This is a genomic window from Niveispirillum sp. (genome assembly GCF_052437035.1).
In the GTDB taxonomy this organism is placed as follows: domain Bacteria; phylum Pseudomonadota; class Alphaproteobacteria; order Azospirillales; family Azospirillaceae; genus Niveispirillum.
In genome coordinates this window covers 105,333-128,394 of the sequence record NZ_JBQVOH010000009.1, presented here as the reverse complement: position 1 = coordinate 128,394, position 23,062 = coordinate 105,333, and the positions used below count along the sequence as shown (strand labels likewise).

Here is a 23,062-nt window from a genome sequence, read left to right as displayed (position 1 = left end):
GCATGGATTCACGTCAAGGCGGGCATGGACGTGCCCGCTTCTTGGCGTTATTGTGCCCGCGCTTGGCGAACCCAAGGGATTAGGACTGATGGCGAGCAGCACCTTCAATAAGATTTTCATGGCGATCCTGACGGCGACGCTGATCGCTCTCCTGGCGGGTTTCGTCTCCAAGAAGCTGGTTCACCCGAACTTCCCGGCCGAACGCGCCTATAAGGTGGAAGTGCCGGAGACTGAGACCGCCGCCACCGACGCGCCCGCCGCTCCGGCAGAGCCGGATCCGGTGACGCCGCTGATGGCCGCCGCCGATCCGGCGGCCGGTCAGAAGCTGGTCAAGGCCTGCGCGGCCTGCCACAGCTTCGAGAAGGGCGGCGCCAACAAGGTGGGGCCGAACCTGTGGGGTATCGTGGGCAACAAGCATGCCCATGCCGAAGGCTTTGCCTATTCCGACGCCATGAAGGCGCAGGAAGGCCCCTGGGACTACGAGCACCTGAACAAGTTCCTGGCGAACCCCAAGGCGACCATTCCAGGCACGAAGATGAACTTCGCTGGCATGAAGAAGGTCGAAGATCGCGCCGCGCTGATCGCTTATCTGCGCACGCTGGCCGATAGCCCGGTGCCGCTGCCGTAATCGGCACGTCACCCGGAATATGGTATAAAGGGGCGGCAGCGGTGCCGCCCCTTTTCCTTTTCAGGGGCAAAACCGCATATTCCGGAGTCGTCTGATATGTCTGCCGTTCCCGATTTCCTGGTCGATCTTGCCCTGCGTTGCGCCGATGCGGCGGGTGTCGTTGCCCGTCGCCATTACCGCACGCGGGTGGATGTCGATGTGAAGGCCGACGCCTCGCCCGTCACCATCGCCGACCGCGAGGTGGAAAGCGCCATCCGCGCCATCCTGACCGTGGAGCGGCCCGATGACGGCATACTGGGAGAAGAACATGGCAGCCAGGATCTGAATGCCGAATATGTCTGGGTCATCGACCCGATCGACGGCACCAAATCCTTCATCACGGGCCGCCCGCTTTTCACGACCCTGATCGCCCTGCTGCATCGGGGTGTGCCCGTTCTGGGCATCATCGACCAGCCGGTGATCGGCGACCGCTGGCTGGGCATTGCCGGTCGTCCCACCACATTGAATGGCGCGCCCATCACGACGCGGCCCTGCGCCGATATCGCCATGGCGACGCAGGCGGCCACCATGCCGTTCCATCAGGTCGAATTCGCCATGACCCAGGCGTCGAGCCGCTACATGGTCTGGGGCGGCGATGCCTATGCGTTCGGTCTGCTGGCCGGCGGTTTCATCGACCTGATGGTGGAGGCGGGGCTGCAACCCTATGACTGGGCAGCCCTGGTCGCCGTGATCGAGGGGGCCGGTGGTCTGATCACCGACTGGGAAGGGCAGCCGTTGCGCCTGGGCTGCAACGGCAATGTGGTCGCCGCCGGCGATCCGGCCCTGCATGCCCAGGTCCTGGCCATGTTCCGGGACCGTCTGTAAGCCCGAATCAGCCCTCAATGGGGGCCAACGCCACCCGGCTGGCGGGCAGGCGCACGGTAACGGTGGTGCCGACCGCCGGGGTGCTTTGCATGGTCAGCGAACCGCCATGCGCCTCGGCATAGCCGCGGGCCAGCGGCAGGCCCAGCCCGGCCCCCGGCTGGCGCCGGTTATGCCCGCCTTCCACCTGGGAGAAGGGTTCCAGGGCGATACGCATGGCATCCACATTCATGCCGATGCCATGATCGGCAACCTCGATCAGCACATCGCCCGTGGGCCCATCCAACCGTACAATGACGGCAACGGGCTGGCCGGCTTCGGAGAATCGGACGGCGTTACCCAGCAGATTGACCACGATCTGCTTCAGCCGCACCTCGTCGGCCAGCACGCGCAGCCCCTGCGGTGACACATCCAGCTTGACCGGCACGCCCCGTTCCGCCGCCTTCTGCCGTAGCAGGCGCTCGCACCGGTCGATCAACGGGGCAATATCGACCCAGCCTTCACGCAATTCCAATGTCCCTGCATCCATGCGCGCAATATCCAGTAGGTCATTGACCAGCCGCAGCAGATGCAGCCCGCCCTCATGGATATCGACTGCATATTCCTTGTATTGCGGCACGCCCAGGCTACCCAGCAGCTCATCCCGCAATATTTCCGAAAAGCCGATGATGGCGTTCAGCGGGGTGCGCAGCTCATGGCTGATATTGGCCAGGAACTGGCCCTTGGCGCGGTCGGCCACGGCGGCCCGCGTCTCCGCCGCACGCAAGGTTTCGCGGCGCGCCAGTTCGGGCCGCCGGTCGCGGGCCACCAGCGTCATCTCGCCCAGCGGCTCCCCCGTTACGGGTAGCACCGCCAGTTCGATGGGCACGATGGTCCCATCCGCCGCCTGGATCCGCAGCGTCGCCCATTCGATCCCGCCCCTTCCCCGCATCTGCATCACGCGGTGAAAGATCAGACGGTCGGCATCCACGACCAGATCAAGGTAGGGGCGCCCCACCACCCGTCCGGCATCAGCCGGCGATATACCCAGCATCGACAGGCCCGCCGCATTGATCAGCGATACGCGACCGTCGGCCAGCAGGCAGACCATATCCGGCAAGGCATCGATCAGGGCGCGATACCGCTCGGATAATTGCCGCAGGGCATCGTTCATTTCGGCTTCCCGCCGGGCCGCCCGCTGCACCCGGGTCAGGACCTGGGCCGTCAGCGCGAACAGGGCCAGCAGCACACCCCCCAGGACCCAATAGACGCTGGACAGGAAATCCAGGGCCGGGCGCGGGACACGCCATGTCAGCCAACCTGCCGGCGGACTGTCAGGTGCGGCACCAAATTCCACCAGGGGCAGCAACCCGACATCAAGCGGCAATTGCCGGGCGGAGATGTCGACATTTTCCAGCAGCAGGGGGTCCAGCAGGCGGGCCACGGCCACGCGATCCAGCCTTTGCAGGAACGCCAGGGACATGCCATCCGGTCGGGCAGCACCCCCCTGGCTGGGCCGGATATCGGCCACGGAGGCCAGAAAAAGCTGGTCACCCCAACGCACCACCCCCGCAACAGCTTCGGTTGTGCCGGGCAGGGCGGCAATGGATTTCTCCATCATACGGCCCAGGGCCGGCGGCGGCTGGATTTCGCGCATCCGGTTGTCGGTCAGGCGTTTGCCATCCTCCATCCCATAGATGACGCGGCCCTGCCGATCGATCACCAGACTCATCGACAGGCGATAGCCGCCGCTGAGATAGATGCCGATATTCTCGTCCGCCCAGGGCAGGTCAAACCGATCCACAACGTGCGTGACGGCAGCATCCCAGCCCGCGTAATCGCGCATGACAACGGCCAGGGAATTTTCCGCACCCGCCATCAGGCGGGCGACGCGCTGCTCAGAGCGCTGTGCCTCGCCGGCATCGAAATGCCGTGCCGTGGTGAACAGAATGGCCGCCACCGCCAGTACCGCGAAGGCCAGCAGCAGCAGTACGGGCACCGTTGCCAATGGCAAAGGATGCCGGCCCGCGCCGGCGGGCTGTATCAGGTCTGGGGCTGGTTGCGGGTCGTGCATCGCGTAGGCGGTGGCGCTCCGTCGGATTGGGAACCCATCCTCTACCCGAATGGGGTAGGTTGCAACCTTGTTCGCGTGGGGCCATCTCAGCGTCTGGTCGGCATCGGCACAGAAGTTTCATGACAATATCATGACAAAATGCAGTGAAATTGACGTTGCGATTGCCGTGCCCATAATGCAACAGGTCTGGCCTGTCATGAATACGTAATAAAACCGCATCAAATCGGCAATACCCCTCTGTTAGCCCTCCGCCGGGGCCTGAGGCACTGTCGAGACATACCCGGTGATGGGGATCGGCACGCTGACAGGCTTTGTCGCCCGCGAGATCCCACCGGAGAACAACAATGAGCCTCAAGTCCACCCTGCTGGTCGGCGCCGCCGTCGCCGTTCTGGCCGCCGGCCCGGCCGTGGCCCAGTCCGCCGCCCCGTCCCAGACCCAGATCGACGCCCTGGCCGCCCAGATCCAGGCCCTGCAGGGCCAGCTGACCTCACTGAAGGACTCGGTCGCCAAGGAAAACGCCGCGACCAAGAAGGCGATGGACGCTATGCCGAAGGTGAGCGCCGATGGTGGCCGCATCCGCGTCCAGACCGCCGACAAGGCCTTTGACGCCGCCATCCGCGCCCGCGTGCACATGGATTACGGTTTCGGCAACGGTGGCAAGAACTTCACCGCCGACGGCACCGACGGCTTCGGCATCCGCCGCGCCTTCCTGGGCGTGGCCGGCAAGGTCTACACCGACTGGACCTATGAAGTGACCGCCAACTTCGCCGGCAACCGTGGCGGCGGGGCGCAGATCCAGGCCGCGAATATCGGCTATACCGGCATCCCCGGCTGGACCCTCGTGGCCGGCGTGATGCAGCCGAAATTCACGCTGGATGACAGCACGTCCTCCAACGACATCGCCTTCATGGAACGCGCGCCCATCGGCAACATCGTCGTCGGCATCGGCGGTTCCGACAGCCGCACTGCCATCGGCGTGACCAACAAGGGCACCAGCCACTTCGTGGCCGCCTATGTGACCGGCAATTCCACCAACACCACCGGCAGCTTCGACGATCAGGTCAACCTGCTGGGCCGCGCCGCCTATGCCTTCTGGCAGGCCAATGAAGGCTCCGCCGGTATCGGTGTGTCGGGCGTTCTGCAGACCACCCCGCAGGCGACCGCCCGCCCGGTGGCCGCCGGCACCGCCACCACCAGCATCGGCTTCGGCGACCGTCCGGGTCTGCGCATCGGTGGCACCGACACGTCCTACCGCCTGACCAACGTCACGGTGAACCAGATCGACAGCGCCTACGCCTATGGCGCCGACCTGGGCGTGAACTTCAAGAGCTTCTGGGCCGCCGCCGAATATTACAATTTCGGCGCTGAATATGCCGACCGCACCGCCTCGGGCGCCGTGCAGACGCTGGCCGATCCGGAATTCAGCGGTTACTACGTGTCCGCTGGTTACATCCTGACGGGTGAGCGCCGTAACTACAATATCGGTGAATGGACCACCGTGAAGCCCTCCTGGCCCGTCGGCCAGAACGGCATGGGCGCCTGGGAAATCGCCGCTCGTTACAGTCAGGTCGACCTGATCGACCGCGCCGCCGGCATCAGCACCGGCACGGCCGGCAAGGAAACCAACTGGACGCTGGGCCTGAACTGGTACATCAACCCGGCCATCCGCCTGATGCTGAACCATGTCATCAGCAAGACCGAACGCGCCAACGGCCAGGAAGTCGAACTCGACCTGACCGGCATGCGCATGCAGTTCCAGTTCTGATCCAGGCTCCGGTTCCACCCTGTTCCAGTTGGGGTGGAACCAGCTTCAGGCTCAGGCAGCTGCAGCTACCAACCCACCGGCTCCCACAAGGGCCGGTGGGTTTCCTTTTGTGCCCAACAATTAATCGCACGCGCATAAATACAGCGCTGGCTAACACAGAAATCAAATTTGTTTAGAAAGTACTAATAAGGTAATTCGGACACAGAACCTATCCTTAGGTATATTTATGGTTACGATAATATGTTGCCCTAATATCACATGCCCCAAAAGTCGTGGTTTTTATTTGGAAACCTAACCAGACGGATTATATCAGACATAGTGACGCTCTTATTCTTTGGTCGTACGCATTGCTGAAGGAGTCATTCCTTCCTCCTGCCACACCGGAGACATAATGCGCGATCTGCGTTCACCGGCACGGCGCGGCCTGATGGCCGGGCTGCTGATGCCAATACTCGTCTACACCGCTCCTGCCATGGCAGCGGTCGATGGCCCCACCGCCACGGTCGCCGTTAAGGCCCTGAATTTCATTCAGCCCAAGCCGGCCAAGCCGACGCCCGTTACCATTGTGACGGCCAGCGGCCAGGCAGCCGCGGGCGATGCCGTCAAATCCGCCCTCGGCGCCGATGTTACGGCTAAGGTGGTTGACAGCGCTGGCGACCTGTCCGGCGCCGTCGCGATCATCGTGGTCGGTGGCGCGGACGTTTCCGGCAAGGCTGCTGCCGGCCAGCTGGTGATCGGCGATATGGCCTGCATGGAAGCGGGAAAATGCGCACTCGCCGTCGAACGGCAAGCCTCGGGCGCCGCCAAATATCATGTCAACACCGCAGCCCTGGCCAAGGCCGGCGTCAGTTTCGACAAGAATTTTCAAATGCTCGTGACCGCGCACTAAGCCGTCGCCAAGACCACCAGGAGTCCTCGTAAATGAAGAAATCTATTCTGCTCGGCGCGACCGCCCTTTTTGCCGTTGGCGCACAGGCCCAGACCATCAACTATACCGCCCTTCAGGACGCTTTCGGCCAGCCGGTCACCACCAGCGCCACAGGCAAGCCGCAGGTGGCCTCTGATGCGCCGGCTGCGTTACGCATCATCACTGCGGCCGAGATCAAGGCGAGCGGCCTGGACAACCTTCCCGATGTCTTGAACCGCTATAGCGGCATGGACCTTTTGCGCTGGGGCAGCGGCAGCGCCGATGTGGCCGTCAGGGGCTACAACCAGGGCAGCTACCCGCGTCTGCTGGTCCTGGTCAATGGACGTCAGGTCTATAATGACCATTTTGCCATGGTCGTTTGGAACACCATTCCGGTGCAGCTGCCGGAGATCAAGCAGATCGAGATCGTCAAGGGTCCGGTCGGCGCGATCTATGGCTTCAATGCCGTTGCCGGCGTGGTCAATATCATCACCGTAAACCCGCTTTATGACGAGACAGGGACGGCGACGGTACGCGGCGGTACGGATGGCAAGCGCGAAGCCAACATGGTCAAGACGCTGAAGCTGGGCGACCGTGTCGGCGTAAAGCTGTCTGCCGGTTACAAGGAGCAGGATGAGTTCGACAAGGGTAATCTGACCGCTGTCGAGCGCACGCGCCTGACCGGCCCCGAGGCGAACTATGTCTCACTGTCGGGTCTGGCGCAGGTCAGCGACAACATCCAGTGGGGTGTGGAACTGTCGCGAAGCTATTCCTTCCAGACCAATTACAACACCACCAACAGCTATCTTGCCATTAAGTATGTGGCCGAGTCTGCGAAGACCGATCTGACCATTGACGCGGGTTCCATCGGTTTGGTGAACCTCATGGCATACCGCAACAAGATGGATTTCAACTATCTTGCCTTCGGTGCGTCTGATGTGACCACGACCGTTGTTCAGCTGTCCGATCTTCTTCAGGTCGGGTCCGATCACACCTTGAAGTTCACGGGTGAATATCGGCGTGCCGAAATGGGGCGCTGGCCGACGCCTGGGGCTACGATCGGGTATGATGTTTTCGCCGGCTCCACCATGTGGGACTGGAAAGTCTCCGATACGGTGTCTTTCACCAATGCCGTTCGCCTGGACATGTTCAGCCTTGATTATTCCGGTGGCCTTTCATCGCCCTGGACGCTGGCTGACTACGACCGCGACATGACCAAGATCAGCTACAATAGCGGCCTGGTCTTCAAGCCCGATGCCGTCAATACCCTGCGCGCCACCTTCGGGATGGCCAATCAGCTGCCCAGCCTGCTGGAGCTGGGGGGATATTACGTCGCCGGTGCCATCCCCACCGTCGGCAACCCGGGTATCGATCCGTCCCGGATCACCAGCTTCGAGCTGGGCTATGACCGCGCCATTGAGGCCATCAATGGCCGCTTCGGCATCACCGCCTATCGTCAGCACACGAAGGACCTGAAGACCTTCACGGGTGGTGTGGCCGACCGGGTCACCATCAACAGGGTTCTGACCCAGACGATGGTGAACGCCGGCAGTTCGTCATCCTGGGGCCTGGAGGCGGACGTGAATGGCGCCCTGGTCGGTGGCTTGACCTACTCCGCCTCTTACACCTGGACGCAGATTGATGATGATCTGACCGTGAACCGGGGCGCAAATGCGACCCGCCCGATCAAGTTCGAAGACGCGACGCCCGAGCACAAGCTGCGTGGCGGCCTCGGCTGGTCTAAGGACGGCTTCTCGGCTGACCTGGGCCTGACCTGGCAGTCTGATCGCTATCTGCTGCGCCCGGGCACGGGCACCCTGACTGGTTTCCAGGTACCGACGAAGGTCGACTCCTTCGTCACCGGCACGGCGACCGTCGCCTATACCTTCTCCACAGGGACCGAGCTGCGCGCGACCGCATCCGACTTCCTTCGGTCCAGCACCGCTGCAACGGCGGCGCTGGAGACCGAACGCCGCCTCTACGTGTCATTGTCGCAGTCGTTCTAACAGCTTGTCAGGCTGGATTTCCTGGGTCACCGGGAAGTCCAGCCTGAGATTGGTTGGCCGTAAATACGTTCGTATGAACCGATCCAGAAGGAACTGGCTGAATGTTATCTGAGATATTCTCCCGGTTGGACCGGTTGTCACTGCTGGCAAAGCTGATGACCGGCCCCGTGGTCGCCGCACTTGCCATGCTGGTGCTGGGCGGCATCTCCATTGTCGAACTTCGTTCTCAGGCGGCGGAAACCCGCGTGCTGGTGGATGAGAAACTGGCGCGTGCCGCGGAAATGCAGAGTTTGGTCACGGAGCTGAAAGGCAGCCTGGGCTCGGCCTATTTTGCTGTCCTGTCTGTGGCGGGTGGCAATCCGGCGGCCGGGGCTATCAAGGAACTTGAGAGCGTTAAGGCCGCTATCGCGAAAGAGGCAAAGCGGCTGGAGTCCATTTCTGCGAACATCGTCGACCCAGCCTTGAAGGCAGCGGTCAAAAGCTCGGCGACGGAGTTGGAGGGATTTAGCGGCGCCGTCGATGTTGTGTCGACCATGCTTGAGGTCGATCTGGCCACAGCGGCCGGCGCGGTCCTGCCCTTCAATGAGAAGGTTCAAACCATCGTGCTGGCGCTGGACAAGGCAGCAGGCCAGATCCAGGCCGATGCCCGTGCCAGTGTTGAGCGCCAGGCTCAAAGTGCTGTGACGGCCTCATGGCTTCTGGTTGTCGGCCTCTTGATTGCCCTGGCAATCGTGTCGCTGCTGGTGTTCTTCATCACCCGTCTGGTCCGCAATGGGATTGATGGGATCGCACAGGTGATGGGCAGGCTTGCCGCCAACGACCTGACCGTCGATCCTGCGCCGCTGGTCCGAGAAGACGAGTTGAACAGCCTTGTCGATGGCCTGTTCTCGTTCAAGAACGCTCTGCAGGAGGCCTCACGCCTTTCGGCTGAACGGATCGAGGCGGACAACCGCGCCCGGCAGGCGCTTCTGGCGCTGGCGGACAGTTTCGAAGCTACGGTGCTGGGTTCCGTCCGCACGGTGGGTGACACGGCGGGTACGGTGTTGAGCGAGGCGGAACGTCTGGGCTTGGTGGCAGAGGACGGACGGACCGCCGCCAGCCACGTCTCCCGCGCCGCCGAAAGTTCGGATCAGGGCGTGCAGTCGGTCGCCAGCGCTGCGGAAGAACTGGCCGTCAGCTTCAACGATGTCGCCCGTCAGGTGGAAGGCGTCACAGGCAGCACGCGCCAGGCCTCTGCGGCGGTTGAACGGTCCGACGGCCTTGTCCGCAATCTCAGCAGCGAGGCCGAGGGCATCAAGAATGTCGTCGACCTGATCTCCGCCATCGCCAGCCAGACCAATCTGCTGGCGCTGAACGCGACCATTGAGGCAGCTCGCGCCGGTGAGGCCGGCAAAGGTTTCGCCGTCGTGGCATCGGAGGTCAAGCAGCTGGCCGGTCAGACCGCGAAGGCAACCGAAGAGATTGAGCGTCGGATCAGTGCCGTTCGCCACGCCGCCAACGCCGTCGTCGGCGCCCTGACCGAAATCACCGACCGGATCGGCGACGTGTCCAGCGTTAGCACGACGGTGGCGGCGGCGGTGGAACAGCAACGGATGGCGACCCAGGAAATCGCACGCTCGGTGCAGTCCGCCTCGACCGCCAGCCGCGAGGCGGCGAGCGAGGTGCAGTCCCTGGCCCAGGTTGCCGCCGGTACCGGTGATGCCGCCCGGGGCCTGCGCGAGGCGGCAACAGGGCTGACCAACGGAGCTGCCCGCCTGCGTCAAGAGGTGGATGGCTTCCTGCAGCGGGTCCGCGCCGGCTGATCGGGGGCCAAACGGCCAACAAAAAAGGGCGCTCCCAGTGGGGCGCCCTTTTCGCTTCTGTGCTGCCGGTCAACCGGGCCGCTTGACGGCATTGATGCCCCTGGCGCCCGCCCGCGCCACCACATCGGCCAGCGGTTCGGCCACTACCGCCATGTGGAAGGCGTTGGCATGCAACAGGGTGGTGGCGTCCTTCATGATGCCGACATGGCCGGGGAAGAACACAAGATCGCCCCGGCGATACTCCACGCCCACCCCATCGGCGGAGATCAGGGCACCGACCGAAGCCGCCTGCTGATCGCTGTCGCGCGGGCAATCGACCCCGGCAGCCAGCAGGGCCAGTTGCACCAGTCCGGAACAATCGATGCCAATGCTGGTGCGTCCGCCCCAGAGATAGGGCGTGCCCACAAACCGTTCCGCCACGGCCACAAAGTCCGATGCATAATCATCCACGGGCGCCAGATGGCGTGCATGCACCCAGCCACCGCTCTCGACCTGGCACCAGTCACCCTGGTTGCCCGTCACGACGACGCAGGCACCCATCGGCAACAGGTCCAGAAATGGCAGCTTCAGGTCAGCCTCGGGCTGCAAAAAGGTCCGAAGGGCCGTAACCTTGTGCGTGGCCTCTGTCAGCCCGGCTTCCAGCGCCTCAACCCGTAGCCAGCCGACATAGCCATCGGTTTCATTCTGGCCCCAGGCCCAGCCATCATGCTCGTCCAGCACGGTGAAGCCTTCACCCAGCAGCAACTCGGTGGATTGCCGCGCCTCGAAGGACGGCTTCTCCTTCAGGGCGGTGAAGCCGCTGTTTATCTGGCAGGGCACACCATCGATGAAACGGGCGGCGGTCACACGGCCACGCAGATAGCTGGCGGCAAGGTCATCCCGGAAGGGATGGATACGGGGGTCGAGCTTTTCTTGGTCGGTCATGCCGAAGGGGCCAGGGCTTCCGTACGGGCGCCATCCACCATCACGGGTGGGACGACACCACTGATATCCAGGGCGGGATCGGCAACGATCCCGCCTTCCTCACCGACCGGGGGCGCCTTTTCCGCATCGATCACCATCTGGCCGAATTCAGCCAGGAAGACGGAACCTTTGACAGTCCGCTGGACCAGCACGTTACGGCGATCCTCCTGATCGCGCTTGCGCTTGATGTAGCCCAGCCGGCCCAGCCGGTCCAGCGCGCGCGTGATAGCGGGCTTTGACACGTTCAGGGTCGCGGCCAGCCCGCGCACCGTGTGCGGCGGCGGCGTCAGAAACACGGTGAGCAACAGCGCCAGCTGCCGTGCGGACAGGTCAGGCCCATCCTTGCGCACGCTGGCGACCAATGCGCGTCGCCACAGTTGCAGCGCCTCTAGGTTACGTGACATGCCCCGCCCCCCGAACCCGCGTCCCATACCCGGCACCATGCGACATCCGCAGCCGGGCACGGGAAGCGAGTGTGCCGAAGATCAGGCCCTTCGGCAAGCCGGGACAGCAAGGATTGTTACTGTTTCGAACCAAAACGGTTAGCGATCACCGCGAACATGGCGCGCAAGGTCATGGCCTCACCCCCTTCCGGGCGGCCCGGACGGTTGGACTGGTTCCAGGAAAACAGGTCGACATGGGCCCAAACCGTGTCCTTTGACACGAACTGTTCCAGATACAGCGCCGCCGTAATGGCGCCCGCCATGCCGCCGCCCGGCGCATTGTTCAAATCGGCGATCTTGCTGTCCAACTGCGCGCGGTAGCCCTGCCACAGCGGCAGGCGCCACAGCGGATCATCCTTGGCCGTTCCGGCGGCCAGGATTTCCGACGCCAGCGCGTCATTGTTGGAGAAAAGCGCCGGCAGGTCGGGCCCCAGCGCCACCCGCGCCGCACCCGTCAGGGTCGCGAAATCCAGCAGCAGGGCCGGCTTCTCGCTGTCGGCCTCGGCCAGGGCATCGCACAGGATCAGGCGGCCCTCGGCGTCGGTATTGCCGATCTCCACCGTCAGGCCCTTGCGGGTGGGGATGATGTCCATGGGGCGGAAGGCGTTGCCGGCAATGGAATTCTCCACCGCCGGGACCAGCACGCGCAGCCGCACCGGCAGCTTTGCCTCCATGATCAGCCGCGCCAGACCCAGCGCATGCGCGGCCCCACCCATATCCTTCTTCATCAACAGCATGCCGGTGGACGGCTTGATATCCAGACCGCCGGTATCAAAGCACACGCCCTTGCCGACCAGCGTCACCAGCGGGTGCGCCGCGTCACCCCAGCGCAATTCGATCAGGCGCGGCGGGCGCGCGGCGGCGCGGCCCACGGCATGGATCATGGGATAATTCTGGGTCAGCAGATCATCACCGACGATGGCGCTGAAGGTGGCACCAAACTCCGCCGCCAGTTTCTGCGCGGCCTCGGCCAGTTGCGGCGGCCCCATATCCTCGCACGGCGTGTTCACCAGATCACGGACCAGGAAGGCCGCCTTGGCAAACCGTTCCACCGCCGCGGCATCGGCCTTGGCCGGCAGGACAAGGCTGGCAAATTCCTTGGAGGACTTCTTGTAGCGGGTGAACTGATACGTCGCCAGGACCCAGCCCGTGGCCACCGCCGTGGCCGTGTCGGCGTCCAGATCGGCCTCAATCGCGTAGGAGCCGGCGGGCAGGCTGCCCGGCAGACCGGCCAGCGACCAGATATCGATCCGGTCGGCCACCCCGGCCAGCACCCGCGCAATCTGTCCATCGGCGCCCGGCAAGATGGCCGTGGCGCCGGGGGCGGCCTTGAAGCCCAGACGCTTCACCCAGGCGGCATCCGCCGGGGACGCGGCGGCCAGCCAGGCATCCAGCCCGGCCTTGGTCACCAGCGTCAGGGGAACGGTATCGGCAGCGGCGGCGGTCAAGAGATGGTCGATCACGAAATCTCGTCCTTGGGCTGTAGCGGTCGTGCATGGGTGCCGCGATTGTCCCCGTGCCAAGTTGGGGCTTTGCGGTCATTCGCCAACAGCCCTACTCTCCCGTCCTCCTCTCCGCAACGGTGAAGCAGAGCCAACGCGATGTCCGACAGAAACTCCGCCCCCCTTACGCTGGTCATGGGTAACAAGGCCTATTCATCCTGGTCGCTGCGCCCCTGGTTGGCCCTGCGCCATGCCGGCGCCGACTTCGCGGAGGTGGTGGTGCCGCTGCGCCAGCCTGAAACCAAGGCCACGCTGCTGTCCTTTGCCCCCAGCGGCAAGGCGCCGTCACTGCGCCACGGCGATCTGGTGGTCTGGGACAGCCTGGCCATCTGCGAATATGTGAATGAGCTGTTCCCGGCGGCACAGCTCTGGCCTGCCGACGCATCGGTGCGGGCCGTGGCCCGCGCGGTGTCGGCGGAGATGCATTCGGGGTTCCCGGACCTGCGGAAGAACCTGTTCATGGATGTGCGCAGCCGCTTTGACCGGCCCGACCGCGTGGCGGCGGCCCAGGCCGATATCGACCGGGTCCAGGCCATCTGGACCGACTGCCGCGCCCGATTCGGCGCGGCTGGCCCGTTCCTGTTCGGCGCCTTCAGCATTGCCGACGCTATGTTCGCGCCTGTTGCCACCCGGTTGCGCAGCTGGAACGTACCGCTGGACCCTGTATCTGCTGCCTATGTTGAAACCATCCACACCATGCCCGCCATGGTGGACTGGGTCGATGCGGCGAAGACGGAACCCTGGGTGGTGCAGTTCGAAGGGATGTGACATTGCCAGGCCCACCCCGTTCGGCCTATTGCTTTGGTCTGTAAGTTGCCGGACAGTGCACGGCCTGCTTCGGAGCATGGTTTCTTCAGTCTGAACGGGGTCTGGTTTGGCGGGACCGGGTTTTCTGAACACCGTGCGGGGGCTGCTGCTGGCGGCGCTGGTCGCATCGGTACCGGTCACGGCCATTGCCGCCGACCTGCGTCTGGGCGTCATGAACCTTGCGCAAAGCACCGATCCGCATGTCGGTGCCAACCGCAACGAATATATGCTGCATGATCAGGTCTATGAGGGGCTGGCGCAGGCCGACGCACGGTTCCAGCCCTCGCCCCGGCTGGCCGAAAGCTGGGAGATGCAGTCCGATGGGTCCTGGCTGTTCCGCCTGCGCCGGGATGTGCGGTTCCAGAATGGCCGACCGCTGACCCCACGTGACGTGATCTACAGTTTCTGCCGCACGGGCAAGGTCGGACCGGAACCGCGTCCCTTCGCGGCACGGCTGGCAGAGGTCGCATCTGTGACGGTGCCGGACGCGCACAGCATCCTGGTGCGTCACCGCAGCAAGGTCACCATCTTCCCCAGTGACGTCGCCAATATCCCCATCATCCCCGCCCCCGGCGAGCCCAGCAGCCGCGCGCCCGTCAGCTACAGCGCGGAAGGCTGTGCGGCCTTCACCGACTGGCTTGATGATGGAAAATTCGGGTCCGCCGGTTCGCAGGTGGGCACCGGCCCGTTCCGGCTGATCAGTTTCGGGGACAAGGAAATCCTGCTGGAACGCAACCCCGACTATTGGGGACGGTCGCCGGATTGGGTCCATGTCCGGATGATCCGGCTGGCGGAGAATGAGCGCGTGCCCGCCATGCTGGAGGGGCGGATCGACGTGCTGGACGGGGTATCACTGGAAGCCCTACCCTTCTTCGCCAGCCAGCAGGCTATGCAGGTCGTGGAAGGGCCGTCCGCCGCCGTCACCTATCTTCAATCCAATCAGCATGTGCCGGGCGACGGCAGCGCTAACAGGTTCCGGGATGTGCGCGTGCGCCGCGCCCTGATGCTGGCCATTCCGGCCCGGCTGCTGGCCGACCGGATCGTTCCCGGCTATGGCACGGCGACGGGCCAGATGGCCATGCAAGGCATGGCGGGCTACACGCCGGATATTCCCGACGATGTCTATGATCCGCAGGAAGCCAAACGCCTTCTGGCCGAGGCGGGACTGGCCGGCGGTTTCGACACGACCCTGATGGTCACGCCCCTGCAATCCAAGATCGGCGACGCCATCGCCTATTTCCTGGACAAGGTGGGGGTGCGCGTCAAGGTGCAGGTCGAACCGATGGAACGCTACATCGAACGGCTGCGCACCGGCGATTTTCAGCTGTTCTATGGCGGCTGGATTTTCAATCCGGCCAATATGCCGGACTCGCTGCGGGCCCTGCTGGGCACCAGCAGCGGCGGACCCAGCCGGGGCGCCCATAATTATGCCGGCTACTGCAACGCCGATATCGACCGCCTGCTGCGGGCAGCCCTGGGGGAACCTGATCCCACCAAACGGGACAGCATGCTGCAATCGGCAACCCGCGCCTTCTTCGACGATGTCGCCTGGATCCCCGTGATGCATGCCCAGGGCCGGTGGGTGGTACGCAAGGGCGTAAAGCTGGACCCGCGCCTGGACCGGCTGCTTCTGGCGAGCGAGATCAGGCTGGAAACTGCAACCCGTTGACGCTGGCGCCCAACATTCTACACTACGCCCGGACAAACGGGGGTAAGGGCGCTGATGTCAACAGAATGGTGGTATGTACGCGATGGGGCCGTCCTGGGACCAACCTCGACATTCCACCTGACCGGCATGCTTCGGCATGGGATGCTGCATACCGGTGACTGGGCATGGCAGCCGTCATTGCCCGGCTGGACCCGGATAGGGAACATCGCCGCCCTGCAGTCAGGCCTGCCCCTCCTATCTGAAGCGGACGTGTCTGACATCGGCCCCGATATCCCCCTGCCCGATCACGGTGCCAAACGCCCAGCCAGCCCGCTGTCGCGGCTATTGGCCCAGGGGATCGACTTTACGGTGGGCGTGATTCTGGCTGGGTTCGTCCTGGGTATGCATTACGCGCTCAAGCCACCGGGGAAGATCGGTATCAACCTCGCTGATTTCACCCTGGCCTTCTGGCTGTTGCCCGCTACGCTGTTGCCGCAGGCCTTCATGGTAGCCCTGTTCGGCAACACAATCGGAAAACGCTCCATGGGCCTGCGCATCCGGCGTGGCGATGGCGGCAGGCCGGGGCTGCTTACCATGTTGATACGGCAAGTCAGGGTGTGGATTGAAGGCTTCGGACTGGGCCTGCACCTGATCGCCCCCTTCACCATGGCCCAAAGCCGTCGCCGTCTGGTCCGGGGGCAGCGGACACGCTGGGATCAGGCGCTGGACCTTGTGGTGGTGCAGGATGGGACCGGATGGTCGCGCCACCCGTTTGGCCCCGTCATCTACAGCTTGGCGGCCAGCATGCTGCTGGCCCTGCCCAACCCGCTGCGCGCCTTCGCACCCGAACCGGTGGTGGACTATTCCTCCGCCTACAGCATGCCGCAGACGACATCCGCCATCTGGCGCAATCCCGTCACGGGCAAGGACGCAAGGCTGGTGACCGGCTGGGAGATGGAGGTCGAACCACGGGAAAGCGGCGGCAACAGGCATTGGTTCTGGAAAACCGGTCGCGACGGGCGCGGCATGATCGAACGCGATTTTCTGAAAGAGCCTTTCCCAGCATTCTACACCGCCCTCATGAAGGACACCGGACAGATGGTGCCCGCCACCCTGCCGATACCCGCACCAGGACAGCCGGTCTGCATGCACCATGTCACGCCACCATCCGACGCCCCTGATGAGAACGAATTCGAGGAACAGCGCGTCTGTGCCCTGTCATCGGGTGAAATCTGGCGCATTCACGGCTGGTGGCCTGCCGGGGACGAGGCCGAGCAGTCGCGGGTCAGAAGCCTGCTGGACGGGTTGGAAACCTCCATCCGTTAACCGGTTATCAAGTTGACGACACAGGCGAATGCCGACACCATACCCTGGGGTTGTCAGGGGATGGGGATTATGCCTTCAAAATGGTGGTATGCTCAGGACAAGAAGATATTCGGCCCTATCAACGATAAGATTCTCTACATCTTAATGTTCAATGGTTCGATCGGGCCTAAGAATTGGATGTGGCGTCCAGGACTTCCAGGTTGGACAAGGTTGGAGGAGATAGAGGAACTCCAAAGTCAGCGCCGTGGCGTTTCTCCATCCATGACAGAGCAGCCTGAACCCGAGGGTCCGCTGCCCGATGCCATGGCGCCCCTGCCGGCACGGCCCATTGCCCGTGCGGCAGCGCAGATCATTGATGTAAACCTGATCGGACTGATTGTCGGCTTCGTCTTGGGTGTCGGCGCTCTCCTGGCCGGCGTACCGGACAGTGTTGCCTGGCTGGATACGCTGTGGGGCCGCCTGCTGTTCGCGTTCATCATCGTCCCGATCAGTTTGTTCACCCAGGCTTTCCTACTGCGGATGCCGGGTACCACCCCTGGCAAGGCACTATTGGGCTTACGGGTCGTCCATCTTGACGGGCAGCGCCCGACACTGCGAACCTTGATGCGCCGACAGTGGCGCCTGTGGGGTGCGGGTTGGGCCTACGGCATCCCTTTCCTCAACCTGCTGACATTTGCAGCCAACAGGACATTGGTGCGGGACGGCAAGCCGACCGCATGGGACGAAGAAAACGGGCTTGTTGTCTATGAACGCCACGCAGGATGGGTCCGCCCCACCATCGCTGTCGTCTTCTATTTCCTGATTCAGTTCAACGGCATCTGGCTGGCCCTGTTTGACAAGGCATCAGGGGGCGACAGCGCCGGGAAAACCACTGCACCTGCCATAACCGCATCCGCGACATGGCAAAACCCCGTTACCGGGATCAACGTTACCTTTGCTTCCCCCTGGATGGCGCAGGTCCAAACCTTTCAGGATGGCAAGACAGGGTACCTGTTCCTATCGCGCGATCATGCCGCCGAGGGGTTGGCGCAACGTGGCTTTTTCTCCGGCCCCTTCTCATCCTTCGTCACTCAGGTATTGAATGGCGTAGCCCCAGAGGGGGATGGATCAATCCTCGAACCAGTTCCCGGCCGGCCAAGCTGCGTGCGGGTTTCCTGGCTGCCGGAGCAGGATGGAAAGCCAACAGGCGGCGCCATGGCCCTGCGTCTGTGCGGCACCGTGGCGGGTGAGTTCTGGGACCTGAAAGGGCATTGGACCAATGGCAATGAGCAGGAGCAGCAAAAGATCGAGGACCTGCTGAACCGATTGCAGGACACGGTCCGTTGAGTTGGGGTTTCGAAAGCACTGGCATCGCCCCTGCTCCGCATCCCGGTCAGCCTCTATTTCTGATCTGACGCTTGGCAATGGCCCGATGTCGGCCTATAGCCGCTGACCATGCCCCATCGCCCCTCCCTCTTCTCCTGGTTCCTGCTGCTGGCTGCCTCGCCCCTCTTGTTCGGGTCGAACGTGCTAACTGCGCGGTTTGTGGCGGGGGAGATACCGGCGGTGGCCATGGCGTTCTGGCGCTGGGCCCTCGCCCTGCTGATCTTAGCCCCGTTCATTCGCCATGAACTGATCGCCGGCTGGCCGGAACTGCGGCGTGACTGGCGCGGGTTCCTGCTGCTGGGTGCGCTTGGCATGGGTATCTGCGGCGCGCCCGTCTATCTGGCGGGACAGACGACGACGGCTACCAATATCAGCCTGATCTATGCCTCGGCCCCCGTCCTGATTGTGCTCTATGGCCGCCTGTTCTGGCGGGAGAGGGTCAGCGCCGTTCAGGCCACGGGCGTGGCGGTCAGTCTGGCCGGCGTCGTCACCGTCATCGCCAAGGGCGATCCCAGGGCGCTGCTGCATCTGCATTTCACGGCGGGCGATCTCTGGATCGTGCTGGCCGCCAATGGCTGGGCCTTCTATTCCCTGCTGCTGCGTCACCGGGCCAGCGGCCTGACGCCCTTTGCCCGCTTCTCCGGCATTTGCGCCGGCGGGGTGGTGGCCATGCTGCCCTTCTATGGGCTGGAAATGGGCTTGGGACAGGTGGCAGACGGGTCGGTCCGCACCATCGCCACCCTGTTCTTCCTGGCGCTCGTGCCGGGCCTAGCCTCCTACCTTGTCTATGGGCGGCTGGTGACGGTGTTCGGGCCGGGCCGCGCCGGCATGACGCTCTACCTCACCCCGCTTTACAACGCCGCCCTAGCGGCCCTGCTGCTGGGGGAGCGGCTGGAGGGGTTCCATCTGGCCGGCATGGCCCTGGTGCTGCCCGGTATCTGGCTGGCCACCCGCCGGCCCGCGCAATAATTTGTCCATGACCCCATGGTTTATCGGCACAACCACCCCGGATCATCCCCACTTCGCACAGTAATTGCGCAGGCGAAGGCCTATCCTGTGCCCACTGCTTTTTTCCTCCCACCCGAGGTTCCGATGTCCTTCTTTCAGCCGCTGGCCCAACAGCCCGCCGACGCCCTTCTGGCCCTGATCGGCATGTTCCGCAACGATCCCCGTCCGGGCAAGATCGACCTGGGCGTAGGTGTGTTCCGTGACGATGCCGGCCATACGCCCGTCATGCGCTCGGTCAAGGCGGCGGAACGCAAGCTGTGGGAAAGCCAGGACAGCAAGTCCTATCTGGGTCCCGAGGGCAATGTCGCCTTTGCCCGCCATATGGCGCGTCTGGCCCTGGGCGATGTCGAACTGGGTGGCCGCCTGACGGGCGTGCAGACGCCGGGCGGCACCGGTGCCCTGCGTCTGGGCGCCGAACTGATCGCCGCCAGCCGGCCCGGCGTTACCGTCTGGGTGGGTACACCCACCTGGCCGAACCATCCGCCCATCCTGGCCGCTGCCGGTCTGAAGGCCCAGACCTACAAGCATTTCGACCCGGCCAGCCAGACCCTGACCTTCGATGCCGTCATGGACGCGCTGAACCGGGCGCAGCCGGGCGATGTCGCCCTGCTGCACGGCTGCTGCCACAACCCGACCGGCGCGGATTTCAGCCTGGAACAGTGGCGGGTGATTGCCGACACCCTGTCCACGCGCGGCATCCTGCCCTTCCTGGATCTGGCCTATCAGGGTCTGGGCCTGGGCATGGAGCAGGACGCCGCTGGCGTGCGGATGGTGATGGATGCCTGCCCGGAGGCGGTGCTGGCCTATTCCTGTGACAAGAATTTCGGCGTCTACCGCGACCGTGTCGGCGCCCTGTTCGTGCAGACGGGCAGTGCCGCCGATACCGACCGCGTGGCGTCCAACATGCTGGCCCTGGCGCGTGCCAACTGGTCCATGCCGCCCGACCATGGCGGGGCCGTCATCGCCACCCTGATGGATGATGCCGCCCTGGTGGCCGACTGGACGCTGGAACTGAACACAATGCGCGACCGCCTGCTGGGCATCCGCGCGGCCCTTGCCGCCCATGGCGGCGTGCTGGGCCGGGTGGATCAGCAGCGGGGAATGTTCTCCCTGCTGCCGCTGTCGCCCGATGTGGTGAAGCGTCTGCGCGAAGAACACGCAGTCTATATGGCCGGCTCCGGCCGCATCAACGTCGCCGGCCTGTCGGTGGAGACGGCGGGCCGGTTTGCGGCGGCCCTGAACGCCTGCCTCTGACGCGCCAATCAGGGTTGCGCGGGGCGGCCTGCCAACGGGTTTGACAGGCCCCCCGCCATCCTCTATACCCGCCACCATTCCTGGGAAGGCGGGCGCCGGTCATTTGGCGCCCCGTCCCTGTTTTTGTCTTTTGGAACCGTCCAGCGGTCAAAGGGCAGGGAACTACCGGGACAACAAAGCTGTCTGATCATCGGGCAGCATAACGGAGTTTGTGATGAGCAAGCGTCAAGAAGCCAAGTATAAGATTGACCGCCGCCTCGGCGTGAACCTGTGGGGCCGTGCCAAGTCCCCGGTCAACAAGCGTGAATATGGCCCCGGCCAGCATGGTCAGCGCCGCAAGAAGCCGTCGGACTTCGGTCTGCAGCTGATGGCCAAGCAGAAGCTGAAGGGCTACTACGGCAATATCGGTGAGAAGCAGTTCCGCAAGCTGTACCAGGAAGCCGTTCGCCGCAAGGGTGACTCGGGCGAGAACCTGATCCAGCTGCTGGAGCGCCGCCTGGACGCCGTCGTCTACCGCATGAAGTTCGCCCCGACCCCGTTCTCGGCTCGCCAGATCATCAACCATGGTCACATCCTGGTGAACGGCAAGCGCGTCAACATCCCCTCCTTCCAGGTGAAGGACAATGACGTTGTCGAGGTTCGCGCCAAGGCCAAGAACTTCGCCATCATCATGGAATCGATCCAGTCCGGCGAGCGTGACTTTCCGGATTACGTGACCGTCGACACCGGCAACTTCAAGGGCACCTACCTGCGCGCCCCGAACCTGGCCGACGTTCCGTACCCGACCCAGATGGAACCGAACCTGGTCGTCGAATTCTATTCGCGCTAAGGGTTTCGGCCCTGCGGGCACAGATCAGGCCGCATCCTTCGGGATGCGGCCTTTTTTGTCGCTATATTGTCCTGTTTTTCAGGACAATTAATCGTATTCAGCGCGCATTGTCGCAATGGTTCGGTGGGTGTAGCTTTCATCTCAAGACGACGGCGCCCCTTGCCGGCGCCCCTCTCCCAAGAGATCTGAAAGGTTTACGACCATGAACACCCTGATCGCCAACAATGCCAAGTTCTTGCCCGTCGCCGGCCGTGTGCTGCTGGCCGCCATCTTCATCTCTTCCGGCCTGTCGAAGGTGACCGGTTGGGAAGGCAGCCTCGCCTATGTCGGCTCCGCTGGTCTGCCGCTGCCGTCCGAACTGCTGCTGCTGGCCGCCATCGTGACGGAACTGGTGGGTGGCGCCCTCGTTGTGGTGGGCTTCCAGACGCGGGCCGCAGCATTGGCGCTGGCCGGCTTCTCCATCGTGTCCGCCATCCTGTTCCATAATTACTGGGCCGTGACGGACGCGCAGATGGCCTATATCCAGTCCATCATGTTCTGGAAGAACCTGTCGATGGCCGGTGGCTTCCTGGTTCTGGCCGGCCATGGTGCAGGTGCCCTGGCGGTGGACAATCTGCTGGCCAAGAAGGCCTGATCGTCCGGCAGCACCGCTGCAAAGCAAAAGGGCCGCTCCATCCGGGGCGGCCCTTTGTCATGCCAGCAATGTCCGGCGCCTATCACGAAGACGGCAGCGGGTTGGCCGGCGTCTGCTTTGAATATTCGTTAAGCTGCTTATTGGTGTTGAGACGCATATCGTCCCATTCCTGCTTGGTCTTGCAGACCTTGTTGCGCTTCACGCGCGACCCGGTTTCCTTTTCCGTCTTGCAGATCAGCCGGCCACCATCATTGTCGGCCGGTGCCGTCTGGACAATGGCTTCGGTCGCCGGCTTCGCCTGTTCCTGGGCCCCCGCCGAAGCAACCCCAAGCAAAAGCAAAGCCGCGATCATTGCAACATTACGCATTTCCAACTCCAGCTTGATTATTATTCGCCCCGAGACGAGATATTAACCAATCCGGAAATGCTGTATAGTAAATAGATTGCAACGATTACAGTTTGTGCAATCATTTGCTAAATTGAAATCAACGACACCTTAAGTACAGACAACAAAAAAGGGCCTTCCCTTTCGGAAAGGCCCTTTTCTTTGCCAATCCTGACGGATCAGGCGGCGTCGGCGGTGGCCACGCCCTTCTCACGCAGCAGGTCCTGCAACTCACCCGCTTCATACATTTCGCGGATGATGTCACAACCGCCCACGAACTCGCCCTTCACATAGAGCTGCGGGATGGTCGGCCAGTTGGTGAATTCCTTGATGCCCTGGCGCAGGGCCGGGTCGACCAGGATGTCGATACCCTTGAACTTGACGCCCAGGTGGCTCAACACCTGCACCACAGCAGCGGAGAAGCCGCACTGCGGGAACACGGGCGTCCCCTTCATGTACAACACGACGTCATTGTCGGCGATATCGCGCTTGATGCGCTCGGCAACCGTCTGGTCCATCTTTCACATTTCCTCAAGTCCACACCACAGCGCCGCCCCTGCGGTCCCGTGGGAAATCCATCGACATATAGCGCCGAACCGTTTCCCTTAACAGGGGGTTCGTTCGGCAGGCCAATCATGCGTCCTTGGGTGCCGCCGTGGTCAGCATCAGGGCGTGCAGTTCATTACCCATACGGCCCTTCAGTGCAGCATAGACGGCCTGATGCTGGGCCACGCGGCTTTTGCCCTTGAAGCTCGGGCTTTCCACATAGGCGGCGTAATGGTCGCCGTCGCCGCGCAGATCGTCGATGCGGACGACAGCGTCCGGGAAGGCCTCGCGCAGCAGATCCTCAATTTCGGAAGCGTGCATCGCCATGG

21 protein-coding genes are annotated in these 23,062 nt (G+C 63.5%); 14 read left to right on the top strand and 7 right to left on the bottom strand.

The window, feature by feature from the left end:
* The first annotated feature begins 88 nt into the window (after nt 1–88).
* The gene (locus tag ACT6Q8_RS20230; protein WP_054169024.1) at nt 89–628 is read left to right on the top strand and encodes a c-type cytochrome; all 540 of its coding nucleotides are present in this window, start codon (nt 89–91) and stop codon (nt 626–628) included.
* 96 nt (nt 629–724) lie between these two features.
* Complete coding sequence (locus tag ACT6Q8_RS20225) at nt 725–1,492, top strand: inositol monophosphatase family protein (protein ID WP_444733945.1); 768 nt, start codon at nt 725–727, stop codon at nt 1,490–1,492.
* Nucleotides 1,493–1,499: 7 nt separating this feature from the next.
* Here ACT6Q8_RS20225 and ACT6Q8_RS20220 read toward each other — a convergent pair whose 3' ends face one another.
* Complete coding sequence (locus ACT6Q8_RS20220) at nt 1,500–3,467, bottom strand: ATP-binding protein (protein ID WP_444734009.1); 1,968 nt, start codon at nt 3,465–3,467, stop codon at nt 1,500–1,502.
* Nucleotides 3,468–3,886: 419 nt separating this feature from the next.
* On the opposite strand from ACT6Q8_RS20220, the gene ACT6Q8_RS20215 reads away from it, so the two are divergent.
* The 4 genes from ACT6Q8_RS20215 to ACT6Q8_RS20200 all read left to right on the top strand — a co-directional run bounded on the left by ACT6Q8_RS20215 (nt 3,887) and on the right by ACT6Q8_RS20200 (nt 10,023).
* A complete protein-coding gene (locus tag ACT6Q8_RS20215; protein ID WP_444733944.1) occupies nt 3,887–5,308 on the top strand; it encodes a porin in 1,422 nt (473 codons plus the stop codon).
* 391 nt (nt 5,309–5,699) lie between these two features.
* Nucleotides 5,700–6,197, top strand: coding sequence for a hypothetical protein (locus ACT6Q8_RS20210; RefSeq protein WP_444733943.1), 498 nt, complete (start codon nt 5,700–5,702; stop codon nt 6,195–6,197).
* 32 nt (nt 6,198–6,229) lie between these two features.
* Nucleotides 6,230–8,221, top strand: a complete 1,992-nt coding sequence (locus ACT6Q8_RS20205) for a TonB-dependent receptor plug domain-containing protein (RefSeq protein ID WP_444733942.1) — start codon at nt 6,230–6,232, stop codon at nt 8,219–8,221.
* 101 nt (nt 8,222–8,322) lie between these two features.
* Nucleotides 8,323–10,023, top strand: a complete 1,701-nt coding sequence (locus tag ACT6Q8_RS20200) for a methyl-accepting chemotaxis protein (protein ID WP_444733941.1) — start codon at nt 8,323–8,325, stop codon at nt 10,021–10,023.
* Between the two features lie 69 nt (nt 10,024–10,092).
* Here ACT6Q8_RS20200 and ACT6Q8_RS20195 read toward each other — a convergent pair whose 3' ends face one another.
* From ACT6Q8_RS20195 to ACT6Q8_RS20185, 3 genes are all read right to left on the bottom strand, one after another.
* Nucleotides 10,093–10,947, bottom strand: coding sequence for a C40 family peptidase (locus ACT6Q8_RS20195; RefSeq protein WP_444733940.1), 855 nt, complete (start codon nt 10,945–10,947; stop codon nt 10,093–10,095).
* A complete protein-coding gene (locus tag ACT6Q8_RS20190; RefSeq protein WP_082372481.1) occupies nt 10,944–11,390 on the bottom strand; it encodes a MarR family transcriptional regulator in 447 nt (148 codons plus the stop codon). Before ACT6Q8_RS20190 ends, ACT6Q8_RS20195 begins: the two co-directional genes overlap by 4 nt.
* A gap of 116 nt (nt 11,391–11,506) precedes the next feature.
* A complete protein-coding gene (locus ACT6Q8_RS20185; protein ID WP_444733939.1) occupies nt 11,507–12,892 on the bottom strand; it encodes a leucyl aminopeptidase family protein in 1,386 nt (461 codons plus the stop codon).
* Between the two features lie 138 nt (nt 12,893–13,030).
* Here ACT6Q8_RS20185 and ACT6Q8_RS20180 point away from each other — a divergent pair, with 138 nt between their 5' ends.
* The 8 genes from ACT6Q8_RS20180 (at nt 13,031) to ACT6Q8_RS20145 (ending at nt 21,802) form a co-directional block, all read left to right on the top strand.
* Nucleotides 13,031–13,699 (top strand): glutathione S-transferase family protein, encoded by a 669-nt coding sequence (locus ACT6Q8_RS20180; protein WP_444733938.1) that lies wholly within the window; start codon nt 13,031–13,033, stop codon nt 13,697–13,699.
* 106 nt (nt 13,700–13,805) lie between these two features.
* Nucleotides 13,806–15,407: an ABC transporter substrate-binding protein gene (locus tag ACT6Q8_RS20175; RefSeq protein ID WP_444733937.1), complete on the top strand. Its 1,602-nt coding sequence runs from the start codon at nt 13,806–13,808 to the stop codon at nt 15,405–15,407.
* A gap of 249 nt (nt 15,408–15,656) precedes the next feature.
* Complete coding sequence (locus ACT6Q8_RS20170; protein WP_444733936.1) at nt 15,657–16,712, top strand: RDD family protein; 1,056 nt, start codon at nt 15,657–15,659, stop codon at nt 16,710–16,712.
* A 12-nt stretch (nt 16,713–16,724) separates the two neighbouring features.
* Nucleotides 16,725–18,038, top strand: coding sequence for an RDD family protein (locus ACT6Q8_RS20165; RefSeq protein WP_444733935.1), 1,314 nt, complete (start codon nt 16,725–16,727; stop codon nt 18,036–18,038).
* 108 nt (nt 18,039–18,146) lie between these two features.
* Entirely contained in the window at nt 18,147–19,046 is a 900-nt protein-coding gene (locus ACT6Q8_RS20160; RefSeq protein ID WP_444733934.1) for a DMT family transporter, read from the top strand.
* 123 nt (nt 19,047–19,169) lie between these two features.
* Complete coding sequence (locus ACT6Q8_RS20155; RefSeq protein WP_444733933.1) at nt 19,170–20,339, top strand: amino acid aminotransferase; 1,170 nt, start codon at nt 19,170–19,172, stop codon at nt 20,337–20,339.
* A gap of 214 nt (nt 20,340–20,553) precedes the next feature.
* Nucleotides 20,554–21,168 carry a 30S ribosomal protein S4 gene (gene rpsD, locus ACT6Q8_RS20150; RefSeq protein WP_054169038.1) on the top strand — a complete coding sequence of 205 codons (615 nt, stop codon included), beginning with the start codon at nt 20,554–20,556 and terminating at the stop codon, nt 21,166–21,168.
* 202 nt (nt 21,169–21,370) lie between these two features.
* Complete coding sequence (locus ACT6Q8_RS20145) at nt 21,371–21,802, top strand: DoxX family protein (protein WP_102113641.1); 432 nt, start codon at nt 21,371–21,373, stop codon at nt 21,800–21,802.
* Nucleotides 21,803–21,884: 82 nt separating this feature from the next.
* Here the strand turns inward: ACT6Q8_RS20145 and ACT6Q8_RS20140 are convergent, their stop codons facing one another.
* The 3 genes from ACT6Q8_RS20140 to ACT6Q8_RS20130 all read right to left on the bottom strand — a co-directional run bounded on the left by ACT6Q8_RS20140 (nt 21,885) and on the right by ACT6Q8_RS20130 (nt 23,060).
* Entirely contained in the window at nt 21,885–22,169 is a 285-nt protein-coding gene (locus ACT6Q8_RS20140) for a hypothetical protein (protein WP_156344711.1), read from the bottom strand.
* Between the two features lie 197 nt (nt 22,170–22,366).
* Entirely contained in the window at nt 22,367–22,705 is a 339-nt protein-coding gene (grxD, locus tag ACT6Q8_RS20135; RefSeq protein ID WP_054169041.1) for a Grx4 family monothiol glutaredoxin, read from the bottom strand.
* Nucleotides 22,706–22,820: 115 nt separating this feature from the next.
* Complete coding sequence (locus ACT6Q8_RS20130; protein ID WP_054169042.1) at nt 22,821–23,060, bottom strand: BolA/IbaG family iron-sulfur metabolism protein; 240 nt, start codon at nt 23,058–23,060, stop codon at nt 22,821–22,823.
* Nucleotides 23,061–23,062: the final 2 nt, after the last annotated feature.